Annotated in this window: 11 protein-coding genes; 8 read left to right on the forward strand and 3 right to left on the reverse strand. The window is 73.3% G+C overall.

Going from position 1 to position 16,558, the window contains the following annotated elements; genetic code table 11:
* The first annotated feature begins 94 nt into the window (after positions 1-94).
* The 5 genes from QMG73_RS26190 (at position 95) to QMG73_RS26210 (ending at position 8,660) form a co-directional block, all read left to right on the forward strand.
* Positions 95-1,153, forward strand: a complete 1,059-nt coding sequence (locus tag QMG73_RS26190; RefSeq protein ID WP_281899962.1) for an aldo/keto reductase — start codon at positions 95-97, stop codon at positions 1,151-1,153.
* On the forward strand, positions 1,150-2,535 hold the full coding sequence (locus tag QMG73_RS26195) for an FAD-binding oxidoreductase (RefSeq protein WP_281899964.1): 1,386 nt from the start codon (positions 1,150-1,152) through the stop codon (positions 2,533-2,535). The genes QMG73_RS26190 and QMG73_RS26195 overlap by 4 nt, the downstream gene beginning before the upstream one ends.
* Positions 2,536-2,548: 13 nt before the next feature.
* The gene (locus QMG73_RS26200) at positions 2,549-4,444 is read left to right on the forward strand and encodes an anthranilate synthase family protein (protein WP_281899965.1); all 1,896 of its coding nucleotides are present in this window, start codon (positions 2,549-2,551) and stop codon (positions 4,442-4,444) included.
* Positions 4,445-4,662: 218 nt separating this feature from the next.
* Positions 4,663-7,422, forward strand: a complete 2,760-nt coding sequence (locus QMG73_RS26205) for an AAA family ATPase (protein WP_281899967.1) — start codon at positions 4,663-4,665, stop codon at positions 7,420-7,422.
* Positions 7,423-7,487: 65 nt separating this feature from the next.
* Positions 7,488-8,660: a 3-deoxy-7-phosphoheptulonate synthase gene (locus QMG73_RS26210; RefSeq protein ID WP_281899969.1), complete on the forward strand. Its 1,173-nt coding sequence runs from the start codon at positions 7,488-7,490 to the stop codon at positions 8,658-8,660.
* Between the two features lie 82 nt (positions 8,661-8,742).
* On the opposite strand, the gene QMG73_RS26215 is transcribed toward QMG73_RS26210, so the two are convergent.
* Genes QMG73_RS26215 through QMG73_RS26225 form a run of 3 tightly spaced genes read right to left on the reverse strand, consistent with a single transcriptional unit; the run spans position 8,743 to position 12,550 of the window.
* On the reverse strand, positions 8,743-10,440 hold the full coding sequence (locus QMG73_RS26215; protein ID WP_281899971.1) for a non-oxidative hydroxyarylic acid decarboxylases subunit C: 1,698 nt from the start codon (positions 10,438-10,440) through the stop codon (positions 8,743-8,745).
* Positions 10,430-11,023 (reverse strand): UbiX family flavin prenyltransferase, encoded by a 594-nt coding sequence (locus QMG73_RS26220; protein ID WP_281899972.1) that lies wholly within the window; start codon positions 11,021-11,023, stop codon positions 10,430-10,432. The genes QMG73_RS26215 and QMG73_RS26220 overlap by 11 nt, the downstream gene beginning before the upstream one ends.
* A 12-nt stretch (positions 11,024-11,035) precedes the next feature.
* Positions 11,036-12,550, reverse strand: coding sequence for an FAD-binding oxidoreductase (locus QMG73_RS26225; protein WP_281899974.1), 1,515 nt, complete (start codon positions 12,548-12,550; stop codon positions 11,036-11,038).
* 159 nt (positions 12,551-12,709) lie between these two features.
* Here QMG73_RS26225 and QMG73_RS26230 point away from each other — a divergent pair, with 159 nt between their 5' ends.
* The 3 genes from QMG73_RS26230 (at position 12,710) to QMG73_RS26240 (ending at position 16,550) form a co-directional block, all read left to right on the forward strand.
* The gene (locus QMG73_RS26230) at positions 12,710-14,305 is read left to right on the forward strand and encodes an FAD-dependent monooxygenase (protein WP_281899976.1); all 1,596 of its coding nucleotides are present in this window, start codon (positions 12,710-12,712) and stop codon (positions 14,303-14,305) included.
* Positions 14,306-14,429: 124 nt separating this feature from the next.
* A complete protein-coding gene (locus QMG73_RS26235; RefSeq protein WP_281899978.1) occupies positions 14,430-15,674 on the forward strand; it encodes an aspartate kinase in 1,245 nt (414 codons plus the stop codon).
* 15 nt (positions 15,675-15,689) lie between these two features.
* Complete coding sequence (locus tag QMG73_RS26240; protein WP_281899979.1) at positions 15,690-16,550, forward strand: 2-amino-3,7-dideoxy-D-threo-hept-6-ulosonate synthase; 861 nt, start codon at positions 15,690-15,692, stop codon at positions 16,548-16,550.
* Positions 16,551-16,558 lie beyond the last annotated feature (8 nt).

Below are 16,558 nucleotides of genomic sequence, written 5' to 3' on the forward strand. Positions count from 1 at the left end.
CACCGCGGGCGTGCCGCCGCAGTCACGAAAACGCGTGATGCCCCCTGCCCATGACGGCTGCGAGGGTCAGGCGACGGAGAGGAGTGGATCGATTATGGAGCTACGTACGCTGGGCCGGACCGGCATGCGGGTCAGCCCGTTCTGTCTCGGCGCCATGATGTTCGGCGCCTGGGGCGGGTCGGACTACGACGACGCCGCACCGGTCATCAACGCCGCGCTCGACGCGGGCATCAACTTCGTGGACACCGCCGACGTGTACTCGTGGGGCGGCTCGGAGGAGATCGTCGGTAGGGCGCTGCGGGGGCGGCGGGACGAGATCGTGCTCGCCACGAAGTTCCACTACCCGATGCACCCGTCGGGCCACGCACCCAACCGCGGCGGCAACTCGCGCCGCTGGATCATGCGGGCTGTCGAGGACAGCCTGCGGCGGCTGGGTACCGACTACATCGACATCTACCAGGTGCACCGGCCGGACCCGGACACCGACCTGGAGGAGACCCTCGAGGCGATGTCCGACCTGGTCCGCTCCGGCAAGGTACGCGTGATCGGCACCTCGACGTTTCCCGCGGAGCAACTGGTCGAGGCGCAGTGGATCGCGCAGCGGCGCGGGCTGGTGCGGTTCCGGACCGAGCAGCCGCCGTACTCGATCCTCAACCGCGTGGCGGAGGCCGCCGTGCTGCCCACCTGCGAGCGGTACGGCGTCGGCGTGATGACCTGGAGCCCGCTGAGCGAGGGCTGGCTAACCGGGCGGTACCAGGACGAGATCGACCTCAGCGGCGGCCGGCAGGCGGCGCATCGCGCCCAGTTCGACCCGGCGCTGCCGGGCAACATCCGCAAGCGGGAGGCGGTCGAGCGGCTGATCAAGTTGGCCGCGGAGGCCGGCTGCTCGCTGGTGCACCTGGCGCTGGCGTTCGCCCGCGCGCACCCCGCGGTCACGTCGGTGATCCTCGGGCCGCGCACCCTCGACCAGCTCAAGGACCTGCTGGCGAGCGCTTCGGTCGGCGTCGACGACGAGCTGCTCGACCGGATCGACGAGATCGTCCCGCCGGGTACCGCCCTCAACCAGGCCGATTCGCACTACACCGCGCCCGCGCTGGCCGAGCCGGCGCTGCGCCGCCGCCGCGACCTGACCACGGCCACGGTGATCCGATGAGCGCACCGGTGGGTACGCCGCTCGCCGCCGGGCGGTGGCGCGGCTTCGAGGGGCGCTGGTACGGCCCCGGCGAGGCCGGCTACGAGCAGCGGCGGCTGCCCTGGCGGCGCAACGTCGACGCGCGCCCGGCGGCGATCGTCGAGCCGGTCACCGCGGACGACGTGGCGCGGGCGGTCACCGCGGCGCGGGACGCCGGTGTGCCCTTCGCCGTCCAGGCCACCGGCCACGGCGCGCTGGTGCCCTGCGACGGCGGCCTGCTGCTGCGCGTCGGCCGGATGTCTACAGTGGAGGTCGATCCGGCGCGCCGGGTGGCCCAGGTCGGCGGCGGCGCCTGCTGGGCGGACGTGGTGGCCGCGGCGGCGGCGCACGGGCTGGCCCCGATCTCCGGCTCCTCGCCCGAGGTCGGCGTCGCCGGTTACACGCTCGGCGGCGGCCTCGGCTGGCTGTCGCGCCGGTACGGCTTCGCCGCCGACTCGCTGCTCGCCGCCCGCGTGGTCAGCGCCGGCGGCGACCTGCTGCGCGCCGGTCCCGACGCCGACGAGGACCTGTGGTGGGCGCTGCGCGGCGGCGGCGGCAACTTCGGCGTGGTGACCGAGCTGCGGCTGCGGCTCTTCCCGGTCGACAGCGTGTTCGGCGGGGTCGCGTTCTTCGCCGCCGAACGGGCCGCGGAGGTGCTGGCCCGCTACCGCGAGGTGGCGCCGGACGAGCCGGACGAGCTGACCACCGCGCTGATCCTGCTGCGCCTGCCCGACCTGCCGGCCATCCCGGAGCCGATCCGGGGGCGCGTCGTGCTGGCGCTGCGGGCCTGCTACGCCGGGCCCGCCGAGCACGGGCAGCGGGCGCTCGCGCCGCTGCTGGCCGCCGCTGGACCGCCGCTGCTCGGTGGCTTCCGGCCGATGGCGTACCCGGACACGACGGCGCTGGCCGACCCGCAGCCGCTGGCGCAGATCAGCGAGGAGCACACGGACCTGTTCCGTGATCTCGACGAGTCGCTGGTCGACCTGCTGCTGGCTGAGATCGACGACCGGGCCGGGCCGGTGACGGTCATCGAGCTGCGGCACTGGGGTGGCGCGCTGGCCCGCCCCCGCCCGTACGGCGGCATGTCCGGCCCGCCCGGTGCGGCGTACTCGCTCATCGCCGTCGCGCCCGAACTGGAGCGGGCCACGCTGCCGAAGGTGCGCGCGCACATGGCCGGCCTCGCCGCGCGCCTGCGGCCGTACGCCTCCGGTGGCGTGTTCCTGAACTTCCTCAGCGACACCGCGCGCACGGCGGCCGCCTACCAGCCGGACGACCACCGCCGGCTCGCCGCCCTCAAGCGCCGGTACGACCCGGACAACGTCTTCCGGCTGGGCCACAACATCCCGCCGGCCCGTCGGCCTTGAGAAGGAGGTCATCGTGATCGATGTCGCGCAGGACCGGCCGTTCGCGCTGATCCACCGGCCGGGCAACGCCGGGCCGCCGCGGGTGACGGTGCTGACCGGCCGGGCCGAGACCGTACCGGGGCTGGCCGACCTGTCGCTGCCGGACGCGGCCGGTGGTGCGGCGCCGGAGCTGGTGGCGCTGCTGCCGTACCGGTTGATCGCCGAGCGGGGCTTCGCCAGCCGCGACGACGGTGAGCCGATCCGGGTGCTGCGGGTCGAGCACCACGCCGAGGTGCCGCTGGCCGAGGCCCTGGACCGGCTGCCCGACGAGCCGGTCAGCTGGCGTGAGCAGGGATTCGACATCGACGACGACGAGTACGCGACGATCGCCAAGCGGATCATCGACGACGAGATCGGCGCTGGCGCCGGTTCGAACTTCGTGATCAAGCGGTCCTTCCGGGCCCAGCTGGACGGAGCGCCGCCGAGGGCCGCGCTGGCGCTGTTCCGCCGGCTGCTGCGCAGCGAGCCGGGCGCGTACTGGACATTCGTCGTGCACCTCGGCGACCGTACGTTCGTCGGGGCGACTCCCGAGCGGCACGCCAGTCTCGACGGCGGCACCGTGGTGATGAACCCGATCAGCGGCACGTTCCGCTACCCGCCGGCCGGACCGACACTGCCCGACGTGCTCGACTTCCTCGGCGACGAGAAGGAGACCGACGAGCTGTACATGGTCGTGGACGAGGAGCTGAAGATGATGGCCCGGCTCTGCCCGCGGGGCGGGCGGGTGGTCGGCCCGTACCTCAAGGAGATGGCGCGGCTGGCGCACACCGAGTACCTCATCGAGGGGCGCACCGAGCTGGATGTGCGCGACGTGCTGCGCGAGACGATGTTCGCCCCGACGGTGACCGGCAGCCCGCTGGAGAACGCCTGCCGCGTCATCGCGCACCACGAGCCGACCGGGCGCGGTTACTACGCCGGCGCGATCGCGCTGATCGGGCGGGACGGTCAGGGCGGCCGCTGGATGGACTCCGCGATCCTGATCCGCACGGCCGACATCGACCGCGACGGCGGGGTACGCATCGGCGCCGGCTCCACGCTGGTGCGGCACTCCGATCCCGCGTCCGAGGCCGCGGAGACCTGGGCCAAGGTCTCCGGCCTGCTCAAGGCGGCGTCCGCGGACGCCGCCGCGGCCCCCGCCGAGCCGGCGGCGCCGGGCCTGGCGTGCCACGCCGAGGTGCGGGGACTGCTCGAACGCCGCAACGCCACGATGGCCCGGTACTGGTTCACCGACCCGGACCGCCGGGCCGACCACCGCACCGACCTCGCCGGTGTCCAGACGCTCGTGGTGGACGCGGAGGACACCTTCACGGCCATGCTGGCGGGCCAGCTGGATTCGCTGGGGCTCGCGGTGCGGATCGAGCCGTGGCACCGGGTGGCCGGCGCGGAGCCGGACCCGGCGCGGCTGGTCGTGCTCGGTCCCGGGCCGGGCGACCCGCGCGACCGGGAGGACCCCCGGGTCCGGGCGATGGCGAGGCTGGCCGAGCGGCTTGTGCACGGCGACCGGCCGTTCCTGGCGGTGTGCCTCGGGCACCAGGTGGTGGCCGGTGCGCTCGGGCTGGAACTGGTCCGCCGCCCGACTCCGAACCAGGGCGTGCAGCGCACCATCGACCTGTTCGGCGAGCTGGCGCAGGTCGGCTTCTACAACACGTTCGCCGCGCGGGCGGGCGGTGCGGTCGTGACGACGGCGGGAGCACGCGGGCCGGTGCGGGCCAGCCGGGACCCGCGGACCGGCGAGGTGCACGCGTTGCGCGGCCGTGGCTTTGTGTCACTACAATTTCACCCTGAGTCATTGCTGAGTCGGACGGGTCCGGATATCCTTGCGGGTTTCAGCAAATGGGCATTGAATTCGACGGATGGCGCGAACTGGTGACGAATGGCTGAACGGCACGTCACGGGCACATTGTCTACGGTGCACTCTGTAGTCAAATAATCAACGCAATGTCATGCGACTCTTGCGTGTCTCGCTCCGATAAGAGAGGCTCGATGCGGCGGCCGGTGCCGGATTTGACGGCATCGGCCAAATGCTGACGGGCGGGGGCTGCGCTCAGCGGGGAGTCAGCTTCCGCCACACGGGGGCGGGGGATTTCGATGCAACCTGGGCTTTTTGGTCGAGACGCAGAAGTATCGGTGATCCGCGAAACCATCGAGGCGGTGGAGCACGGCAAGGGCGGCTGCCTGATCATCGAGGGTGACGCCGGGATGGGTAAGAGCCGCCTGCTCGATGTGGCGGCCTACGAGGGTACGAGCAGAGGCCTGGCGGTGGCCCAGGGCCGGGCTGCGGGCGTCGACCGGGCCGTGCCGTTCACCTCGCTGCTGGCCGCGCTGCGCGGCGGCACCGTCCCCGCCCTGCACACCGCCGACCTGCTCGACGCCGATCCGCGCAGGCTCGGCTTCGTCGACCAGATCCGCGCCCGGATCGCCCAGTACACCTCCCACCGCCCCCTGATCATCGCGCTGGACGACGTGCACCGCGTCGACGAGCTGACCGCGCTCGGCATCCGGCTGCTGGTGCCCGGCCTCGCCGACGCGGCGGTGCTCTGGCTGCTGGCCCGCCGGCCGGCGCCCGCGACCGGCACCGTGCAGGAGGCGCTCGACGACCTGCTCGTCGCCGACGCGCGGCGGCTGCGACTGGGGCCCATCAGCGATGACGCGGTGGTCGAGATGTGCGTCCGCGTGTTCGGCGCGCCGCCCGACCGGCACCTGTTCGCCCTGACCGTCGGCAGCGACGGAAACCCGGCGCTGCTGCACCGGCTGCTGCTCGGCCTGCGCGAGGCCGGTCTCGTGCAGGTCCACGAGGGCGTGGCGAGCCTGCTGACCCGGGTGCTGCCGCCCAGCTTTCTGAACGCGGTCGACCGGGAGTTCAGCTCGCTGCCGCCCGAGGTACGCCGGTTCGTCGACGCGGCCTCGATCTTCGGCCGTCCGTTCACCGTGCACGAGCTGGCCGGGCTGGTCAGCCGGCCGGCGACCGACGTCGTACGCGACATCGGGGCCGCGGTCGACGCCGGCCTGCTCGTGGACCTCGGCGCGGCGTTCTCGTTCCGGCACGAGCTGGTCCGCACCGCGATCCGCGAGCTGCTTCCCGGCCCGGTGCGGGTGGTCCTGCACCGCGAGGCGGCCGCCCTGCTCGGCGCCGGCGGGGCGGCGACCGGCACCGAGATCGCGGCGCACGTGGTCGACGGCGGGTGGAGCGGCGAGGAGCTCGTCGAACGGCTGCTGGGGGTCGTCGGGGAGGACGAGGGCGGGCAGCCGCACGAGCTGGTCGGCGACACGGTGCGGCACCTGCTGGCAGCCGGCCGCCTGTTCGAGGCGCGGGCCGTGATCGACCGTACGCCGCCGCTGCGGCTGGACCCGGAGCACCGCAGCGGGCTGCTGATGGAGCTCGCCGAGGTCGTCACCTACGCGGGGCTCGACATCGACCTGGGCACCTCGGCGCGGCTGGCGCTGGACAAGCCCGGGCTCACGGCCGCCGCCACCGCCCGCCTGCGCGCCGTACAGGCGCACGCCCTGCTGCACGGGCACGGCTACCTCGCCGCCCGCGAGACCGCCCAGGTGGCGGTGGAGCTGGCACAGCGGGCCGACGACTGCGAGGCGTGGGCGATCGCGACGCTCGGCCTGAGCGTGCTGGCCAGCGCCGACGGCGAGCTGGAGGAGGCGGTCCGGTACGCCCGGGAGGCGACCGCGGCGGTGGAGAAGCTCGACCAGCACCAGTGCCGGCACCGGCCGCAGCTCTGGCTCGCCCGCACGCTGATCGCCATCGACCGGCTGGAGGAGGCCGAGGCGGTGCTCGACGCGGCCCAGCGGCTGGACCGCACCTCCTCGACACCCTGGACGAGGCCGGTCGCGCACTACCACAAGGCGCTGCTGCGCATGGTCGGCGGCCGGCTCGACGACGCGATGCGGGAGGCCGAGGCCGCCATCTCCACCACCCGCCCGCTCAACTCCTCCCACGTACGACCCCTGGCCCTGCTCGGCTACCTGGCGATGCTGCGCGACGAGATGCCCGCCGCCCGGCAGTACCTGCACCAGGCCGACCAGCTCGCGCCGGCGAGCGGATGCGGCGCGCTGGAGGTGGCCTGGCGGACCGCCCTGCTCCACCACGCCGCCGGAAACCACCAGCAGGCGCTGGCGACGCTGGTCCCGATGTACCAGGCGCTGCCGCAGCGCCCCCTGGTGCTGGCCGAGGAGCCGCAGGCCGCCGCCACGCTCGTGCGGATCGCCCACGAGGCCGACGAGCCGGAGAAGGCGGAGGTGGTGGCGGAGGCGGTCGGGCGGCTGCTGTCACGGAACGAGCCGCACCGCACGATCGCGGCCGGGGCCGCGCACGCCGCCGCGCTGGTCCGGGGTGACCGGCGGATGCTGCGGGCGGCCGTCGAGAAGTACCGGGGCAGCGCCCGCCCGCTGGCCCGGGCGGCCGCGATGGAGGACGCCGCAAACGCGGAGACCGCCGCCGGCAACGCGGGTGCCGCCCTGCCGCTGCTGCGTGAGGCGTACGAGCACTACCGGAAGGCGGGCGCCAAGCGCGCCGCCGCCCGGGTACGCGCCGCGCTGGACCGCCACGCCAGCGGGTCGCCGCCCGTGCCGGCGCCCGCCCCGGCACCCCGGCAAGCTCCCGACAACCTCGACTGGGGCGGCCTCACCGAGTCCGAGGTGCGCGTGGTCACGCTGGTCGCGGAGGGACTGACCAACCGCGAGGTGGCCAGCCGGCTCTACCTGTCACCACACACAGTGGACAGTCACCTGCGCAGCAGCTTCGCCAAGCTCGGCGTCTCGAGCCGGGTGCAGCTGACCCGCAAGGTGTTGAAGGACCTCGCGCAGCATCCCGAGAGCCAGCATCCCGAGAAGACGTGATGTGGCGCCGCCCGCGGCTGGGCAAGGCTGGACCGGTCACCGCCCCGGATGGCGAAGGGACAGACGTGTTCGATACCAAGGTCCGTGATCGTGAGGTCCACACCGGACCGCGCCCCGCGCACCAGCCGCAGTGGTCGGATCATCCCCAGTACGAGCTCGCACGCCGCAAGCTCGCCACCGCACCCGCCCTCGTGACCGCCGCCGAGGTGGCCGATCTCCGGACCGTGCTGGCCGACGTGGCCGCGGGCCGTGCCGTGCTGCTGCAGGCCGGCGACTGCGTGGAGAGCCTGTCGGAGTGCACCGCCAAGCACGTCGCCGGCAAGCTGGCGGTGCTCGACAGGCTCGCCGAGCGGATGGCCGCGCGCACCGGCGTACCCGTCGTGCGGGTCGGCCGGATCGGTGGGCAGTTCGCCAAGCCACGCTCCCGGGCAACCGAGTGGTACTGCGGCCGCGAACTGCCCACCTTCCGCGGCCATATGATCAATTCAACCCTGGCCACACCCGCGGCACGCCAGCCCGATCCCCACCGGATGGTGCTCGCGTACGACGCGGCAGCCGTGGTCACCCACCTGGTCGGGCAGCGGCGGCTCGCCGCCACCGGCCCGTGGACCAGCCATGAGGCGCTGGTCCTCGACTACGAGGAAAGCCTCGTGCGGGTCGACCCGGCCAGCGGCACCACCCTGCTGGCCTCGACCCACCTGCCATGGATCGGCGAGCGTACGCGCCAGCCCGACGGCGCGCACGTGGCGCTGCTGGCCAGCGTGGCGAACCCGGTGGCCTGCAAGATCGGTCCGAACGCCGCGCCGGACGACGTGGTCCGGCTCTGCCGGTTGCTGGACCCCGACCGCGTACCCGGACGGCTCGTCCTCGTCATGCGCATGGGCCGTCGCGGCATCACCGACGCCATGCCCGGCATCGTCGTCGCGGTACGCCGGGCCGGGCACCCGGTGATCTGGCTCAGTGACCCCATGCACGGCAACACCGTCCGCGCCGGCAACGGCATGAAGACCCGCTACCTGCGCGACGTGGCGGCCGAGGCCAGCGCGTTCCGCGAGATCCTGGAGGGGCACGGCCAGCACGCCGGGGGCCTTCACCTGGAGGTGGCCGCGGCCGACGTGACCGAGTGCGTGGGCGGCACCGTCGCGGACGACGCGGCGCTGCGCTCGCGGTACACGACGCTCTGCGATCCCCGGCTCAACCCCGACCAGGCCGCCACGCTGATCGACGCTTGGACCTGACCCACTCCCGCCCGCGTGATCAGGGCGTCCCCGAAGTCGCCGCGACAACTTCGGGGACGCCCTGATCACTGTGACGTCGGTGTCACGGTGACGCCGGGGGGAGTAACGGGGGGATCAGCGGGAGTTCGGGGGCGCCCGCGATGTCCAGCCGGGTCCAGCGCAGGCCGGGCGGGAAGGACTCCGGGCGGACGCGGTGCGGCGGTTCGGTCGTACGCCATCCGTAGTGGCAGCGGCCGCAGGCGTAGATCTCCCACCGGCCGGGCTCGGCGGAGGCGGCCTGGCGCTCCGGCGAGGGCTCGGCGCAGCGGGGGCAGACCGCCGGCGGCTCGGCCTCTACAGTGGACGCGGCGTGGGCCGGCACGGGGGTGTGCGGAGCCCGCAGCCACCGCATCCACGCGTCCACGCCGGGCAGGTCGCGTACCGGGTGTTCGTGCCGCCCACGGGCGTCGGGGCGCACCGGCGTGGTGGCGTCGATGAGCAGCTTGTTGCTGATGCCCTGGGGGTCGGCGCCGGGGTCCAGCGGCAGGATCGACATCTGCGGCAGGTTGACCACATCGGCGGGGCCGTTGACCTTCGTGGAGAGCGCCCACATCACCTGCGGGAGATTGAACGGGTCGACGTCCTCGTCCACCACGATGACCACCTTGCAGTAGCCCAGCCCGTGCGCGGTGGTCATCGTGCGCAGCCCCACCGCCTTGGCGAAGCCGCCGTACCGGGTGGCGGTGGAGACGATGACCAGCAGTCCGTGGGTGTACATGGCATTGACCGCGCGCACCTCCGGAAACTCGGTGCGGAGCTGGGCGAGCAGCGGGACGCAGGTGGCCGGCCCCATCAGGTAGTCGATCTCCGTCCACGGCCTGCCGAGGTACAGGTGCTCGAAGATCGGGTCGGTGCGGTACGAGATCTGGTCGATGCGCACCACTGCCATGCTGCGGCCGCCGGAGTAGTGGCCGGTGAACTCGCCGAACGGGCCCTCCACCTCGCGTACCCGGCCCTCGATCACGCCCTCCAGCAGCACCTCCGTGCCCCACGGCACGTCGATCCCGGTCAGCGGCGCGGTGGCGATCGGCGCCGGCGCGCCGCGCAGCGCGCCGGCCATCTCGTACTCGGAGTCCTCGTACCGCATCGGGGTGGCGGCGACGATCGACGTGACCGGGTCGACGCCGACCGCGATCGCCACCGGCAGGTCCTGCCCGCGCTCCTCGGCCAGGCGAAGGTGCTTCGCGATGTCGTGTATCGAGCCGGGCTGCATGCCCAGCCGGTTGCGGCCCTTGACCTGGAGGCGGTAGATGCCCACGTTCTGCTTGCCGAAGTGCTCGGGGTCGGTCGGGTCGCGGCTGACGACCGCGGCCTTGTCGAGGTAGAAGCCGCCGTCGGAGTCGTTGAGGCGAAACAGGGGCAGCACCCGAAACAGGTCGACATCCTCGCCGGTGAGGCGGTTCTGTGTGAAGGGAGGGTCGGTCCGGCGGTCCGGCGGCACCGGGAAGTCGTTCCACCGGCGCGCGAGCTCCTCGACCTGCTGCCGCACCGGGGTCGCGGGCGGCAGGTCCAGGGCGACGGCGTGGTTGGCCCACGAGCCGTGTACGTTCAGCGCGACGCGGCCGCCGGTGATGTCGCGCAGGTTGTCGAACAGCAGCGCCGGGCCGGTACCTTCCAGCCGCCCGGCCGCGTTGGCCGCCGCCGAGAGGTCGACGTCCGCGTCCACCGGGTCACTGATCCGCCGGAGCTGTCCGTGCTTCTCCAGCGCGGCGAGGTACGCGCGCAGGTCGTCATGGGCCATCGGAACTCCTCCTCCTAGGTGGCTGCGGCGGGCCGTCCCAGCGGCGCGCCGGCACGTCGAGGCCGAACTGGTCGAGCACCCGGGCCACGAGGTGGTCGACCAGGTCGTCGACGGTGCGCGGTCGGTTGTAGAAGGCCGGCATGGGCGGGACGATGTCGGCGCCCATCCGGCGCAGGGCCAGCATGTTCGACAGGTGCACCTCGCTGAGCGGCGTCTCCCGTGCCACCAGGACCAGCCGCCGCCGCTCCTTGAGCACCACGTCGGCGGCCCGGCCGATCAGACCGGAGCTGTATCCGGTGCGGATGCCGGCGAGGGTCTTCATGCTGCACGGCACCACCACCATGCCGGCGGTGCGGAACGAGCCGCTGGCGATCGGTGCGGCGAGGTCGTCGGGCTTGTGCACCACGTCGGCGAGCTTGGCGACCGCCGCCGCGCTCAGGTCGGTCTCGGTCTGGATGGTGCTGCGTGCCCAGCGGCTCATCACCAGGTGCGACTCGATGTCCGGCCGCGTACGGAGCGTCTCCAGCAGCCGGACACCGAGCACCGCACCGGTGGCGCCGGTCATGGCCACGATCAGGCGCATGCCGGTACCGCCTCAGCGGCCGATGGCGTGCGCGAAGTCGAAGTAGCGGTGCGGGTCGTACCGCCGCTTGACGCCGACCAGGCGCCGGTAGTTGCCGCCGTAGTAGGCCCGTTGCCAGTCGCGCAGGTCCGGGTCGGTGTAGTTCTGGTACGCGTGGCCGGACGCCCAGGGGCGCATCGCGGCCCAGATGTCCCGCCCCCACTGGTCGACGGCGGCCTTCTGCCCCGGCGTCGCGCCGGTGCCCACCTGCGCCAGGTACTGCAACAGGAAGCGCTGCCGGCGGTGCGTGAACGCGGTCGTGCCCGGCGACGGCCGGTTGTAGGCGCCGCCGAACGCGTGGAACTCCAGGCCGCGCAGCTCGCCGGGCGGCTGGTCGCGGACCAGCGCTCGCAGCAGCGCGTCAATGCCGTCCCGGGGCAGCGAACGCCGGAAGAAGTCCGACTTGGTCAGCGCGTGTTCCAGCCGGCGGAGCGCGCCGTCCGGCGTCTGTCCGGGTGCGTGGCACTGCGAGACGCTCAGCTCAGAGCAGCCGCCCCAGTACAGGACCGAGTCCAGGTACGGCACGGTGCGCAGGTCCACAGTGGATGGTGAGTGGCCGACGCGGGCGTACAGGTCACCGACGATCGGGTCGAGGTCGGAGGGGAGGCCGGCCCACTGCCCGAACGCGAACACCTCCGGCTCCATCGACGGGTCGAAGGTGCGCACGTAGAGTCCGGCCGTGAGGTCCGGCGGCGCGTCCGGGCCCCATTCCTGCCACGCGGCCACCACGTCGGCGGCGGCGGACCAGGGCCAGAAGATCTGGAACACGGTCGTCTCGCCGGCCGGGTACGGGTCGAACTCGAAGTCGGTGACGATGCCGAAGCTGCCCGCGCCGCCGCCGCGCAGCGCCCAGAACAGGTCCGGGTCGTGGCGGCTGTCGCAGCGGATGAGCCGCCCGTCGGCCAGTACCAGCCGGACGCCGGTGAGCCGGTCGGAGGCCAGCCCGTACCGCCGGCCCGCCATGCCGAAACCGCCGCCGAGGGTGAGCCCGCCGATCCCGACCGTGGGACACATCCCGCCGGTGATGCTCAGGCCCCGCGCGTTGAGGGCCTGCTGCATGTCGACCATCTTGGCGCCGGCCTCCAGCCGGGCCCGCCCGCCGGAGACGGTGGTTCGCGCCCGTGCGGAGAGGTCGACGACCATGCCGGTACCGGTCGAGAAGCCCCCGAAGCTGTGCCCGCCGGAACGGGCGACCGACGGCACCCCATACCGCCGGGCGAACCGCACCGCCTCGGCGACGTCGCCGGCGCGGCGCGGGCGCACGACGGCGGCTGGCCGGATTCCGTCGTACCGGGACAGGTAGCTGGGATACCGGCTCTCGTAGGCCGGATCGCCCGGCACCAGTACCTCGCCGTCGATCGCCCGGCGCAGCGCGGCCCAGTCCGGCCTCCGGCCGCCGTCCGACGACGCGGCGGCGGCCGGCGCACCGGTCGCCGCGGCGACCGCGGCGAGCCCACCGGCGGCGAGAAACCTTCTGCGATCGATCATGTGAGTCTCCTCGATACGGCCGGAATCCTTTTGTCCGCTTGGCATTCGGCGCAACGCTAGCGCCGGGAGCCGCCCGGCCGAATCACGAGAACTCGTGATGAACGCGGCCCGCTCCGCCGGTGATGGTGGTGAGCAAACGCCGCCAGGACGGAGGACCGGATGGACACCGTGCGGGAACAGGTCGGGGTACTGATCGTCGGAGCGGGGCCGGTGGGTGCGACGCTGGCGCTGGAACTGGCCCACCAGGGGCAGTCCAGCGTGCTGATCGACCGGCACCCGCGCCCCTCGCCGCACCCGAAGATGGACTACCTCAACGGCCGCAGCATGGAGCTGTACCGGCGGCTGGGTGTGGTCGAGGAGATCCGCCGGCGCGGCATCGGCGCCGAGCACTCGTTCAACTTCCTGTGGACCCGGAGCCTGCCAGAGCCGCCACTGTCCACATGGGAGTACCCGTCCGTCGGTGACACCGCGGAACGCATCCGGAAGGTGAACGACGGCACCAGCGGGCTCGAACCGTACCAACGACTGCCCGGCAACGTGCTGGAGGAGATCCTGCGGGTACGCGCCAGCGCGCGGCCGTTGGTGGATATGCGCCTGGGCACGGCCTTCGAGGAGCTGGTAAGCAACGACGCGGGCGGCGTGGTGGCGCGAGTACGGGATGCCGCCACCGGCGCGGAGCGCCTCATCGCCGCGCGCTACCTGGTGGCGTGCGACGGCGCCGGCAGCGCGGTCCGCGACGCGGCCGGCATACAGGTCGTCGGCTCGGGCCCCACCGGCGAGTTCCGCGACGTCTACTTCCGCAGCACCGATCCCGCACTGCGCAAGCACGGCCGCTGCTTCCTGATGGTGGTCGCGGGTGGCATCACGCTCGTCTCCCGCGACGAGGCCGACGTGTGGACCGGCTTCTTCCCGCTCTTCGACGAGGCGGAGGCGCAGGCCGACCCGGTGGAGCTGATGCGGCGGCGGCTCGGCCACGACCTGGCCGTTGACGAGGTGATGAACGTCGCCGTCTGGCGCGGCGCGATGGCCGTCGCCGAGTCGTACCGGCGGGAATCGGTGTTCATCGCCGGCGACGCGGCGCACCAGTTCTACCCGACCGGTGGCCACGGCGCGAATACCGGTATCGGCGACGCCGTCGACCTCGGCTGGAAGCTCGCCGCCGACCTGGGCGGCTGGGGCGGGCCGGGGCTGCTGGCCAGCTACGAGCCGGAGCGCCGCCCGGTCGCGCTGTTCAACCGGGAGATGTGTTTCAACCTGCTGGAGGTGTGGCGGCGGTTTCCGCAGCTGGCCATGGAGGGCACGTCCCGCGAGCACCTGGCCGGCTTCCTGGAGCAGGACTCGTACCAGATCGACAACACCGGAATCCACTTTGACTACCGGTACGCGGACTCGCCGGTGATCTGCGCGGAGGACGGTCCGCAGCCGCCGTGGCGGTGGCGGAGCATCACCCCGACGACCCGGCCGGGTTCGCGCGTGCCGAGCGTGTTCCTCGCGGACGGCTCGGCGCTGTTCGACCGGTTCGGTCCCGGGTTCACGCTGGTCGACTTCTCCGGGCGGGGCGCCGGCGCGGGCGCCGTGGCCGCCGCGGGCGAGCGCGGCATGCCGCTGTGCCACCTGCCGATCGACGACCCGGACGCGCGGGCCGTGTGGGGAAGCGACCTGGTGCTGGTCCGCCCGGACCAGCACGCGGCCTGGCGGGGTGGCGCCGCGCCCGCGGACTGGGCAACGGTCCTGGACCGTGTCCGCGGCCACTGACCGACCACGTGGTCGCGCCATTCGCGGTGGCATCACGCGAGTCCGGGATGCCACCGCGCGGCGGCGCGCGGAACGCTCGATGCCGTCGAGCTCGGCAGGGCGAGCACAGCAGGGGAGGCGGGCGGTGCGGACGACGGTACAGAAGTACGGCGGGACCTCGGTGGCCGACGTACCGGCGATGCGGCGGGTGGCCGACTGGGTCGCCCACTCCCACCACGAGGGGAACCCCACCGTGGTGGTGGTGTCGGCGCGCGGTGGCGAGACCGACCAGCTGCTGCGCCTGGCCGGCGAGGTCAACCCCGACCGGCCGCCGCGGGAGGTGGACCAGCTGCTGGCCACCGGCGAGTGCGCCGCCGCGGCGCTGCTCGCCATGGCGGTACGGCGTCTCGGCGTACCGGCGCACTCGCTGAGCGGCCCGCGGGCCGGCATCCTCGCGAGTGGCCGCCACGGCGCGGGCGTGATCGCCGCGGTCGACACCACCGAGATCCGCCACCGCCTCGCCGACGGCGACGTCGTCGTGGTCGCCGGCTTTCAAGGGCTGAACGCCGCCGGGGACGTCATCACGCTGGGCCGGGGTGGTTCGGACACCACGGCGGTGGCGCTCGCCGCGGAGCTGTCGGCCGCCCGGTGCGAGATCTACACCGACGTACCGGGCGTGCTCACCGCCGATCCCCGGGTCGTGCCGAACGCGCGCGTGCTGCCGGGCGTCGATCCGAACGTGATGGCCGAGATGGCCTTCGCCGGCGCGCGGGTGCTGCACTCGCGCGCCGTGGAGCTGGCCGCGATGGAACGCGTCGAGGTGCACGTGCGCAGCTCGTTCATGCCGGGTGCGGGCACCGTGATCTCGGGAAGGGCCGTGGAGGAGATGCTGGAGACCCGTAACTCGATCGTGGCTGTCGCGCATGACCTGGACGTGGCCCGCGTGCTCGTGCGTACCGCGACGAGCGGCCGTGACCCGGCACCCGAGGTGCTCGCGGTCCTCGCCGCGCACACCGTACCGGTCGACCTGGTGGCCCGCTCGGGCCCGCAGGAGGACGAGTTCCGGATCGGCTTCACGATCCGTCGCAGCGACGTCGACGAGGTGCTCACGCCATTGCGCGAGGCGGTGGCGCCGCTGGACGGCCGGGTGCGCGTGGACGCGCACGTCGGCAAGGTGTCGGTGATCGGCATGGGTCTGCTGAACCGGCCCGAGTGCACCGCCCGCATGCTCGCCGCCCTCGCGACGGCCGGAATCCCGACGAGCTGGGTCTCCATCTCCCAGCTCCGTACGTCGGCGATCGTCCCGCGGGACCGGGTCGTGGAGGCGGTGTCCCTGCTGCACGAGACGTTCGGCCTCGCCGGCGCCGTGCCGTCAATGGCGACCGTCTAGAAAGGACAGTGAGGGATGGCGTCGATCAACAGTTCGTTCGCGCGCCGCGTGCGGTTGCGCCGGCTCTACCGGTACGGCGATCGCCGCCTGCTGGTGGTACCGATGGACCACTCGGTCACCGACGGCTCGATCAGCGGCGGCACCCGCCTCGACCGCCTCGTCGGGGAACTCGCCGACGCCGGCGTCGACGCGGTGGTGCTGCACAAGGGGGCGCTGCGCCACCTGGACGGCGCCCGCTTCGCCGACATGTCGCTGATCGTGCACCTGAGCGCGAGTACCGTTCGCGCGCCGGATCCCGATGCGAAGTACCTGGTGTCCAGTGTGGAGGAGTCGCTGCGACTGGGCGCCGACGCGGTCAGCGTGCACGTCAACCTCGGCGCCGACCAGGAGGCCCAGCAGCTGCGCGACCTGGCGACCGTCTCGGACGCCTGCGACCGGTGGAACGTGCCGTTGCTGGCCATGATGTACCCCCGCGGGCCGAAGATCAGCGACCCGCGGGACCCGGCGGTGGTGGCCCACGCGGTCGCGATCGCGGTCGACCTCGGCGTCGACATCGTCAAGACCGTGCCGGCCGGTACCACCGCCGAGCTGCGGGACATCACCCGTGACTGCCCGCTGCCGGTGATACTCGCCGGCGGGCCCCGGCGGGACTCCACCCGCGAGCTTGTGTCCTTTGTGGAGGACGGTCTGCGCGCCGGTGCCGCCGGCGTGGCGATGGGGCGCAACATCTTCCAGGCGGTCGATCCGGGGGCGGCCGCGCGGCTCGTCGCCGGCGTCGTGCACCGCCGGCCCGAGGTGGCGCCGCTGGGCGGCCACCTGGGCGGCCAGCGGTTCGAACCGAACCTGACCGGTGCCGCGCCGGTCGCTCTACAGTGAGGAGTGCA

The sequence above is a fragment of the Phytohabitans aurantiacus genome, assembly GCF_027923225.1.
Classification (GTDB): domain Bacteria; phylum Actinomycetota; class Actinomycetes; order Mycobacteriales; family Micromonosporaceae; genus Phytohabitans; species Phytohabitans aurantiacus.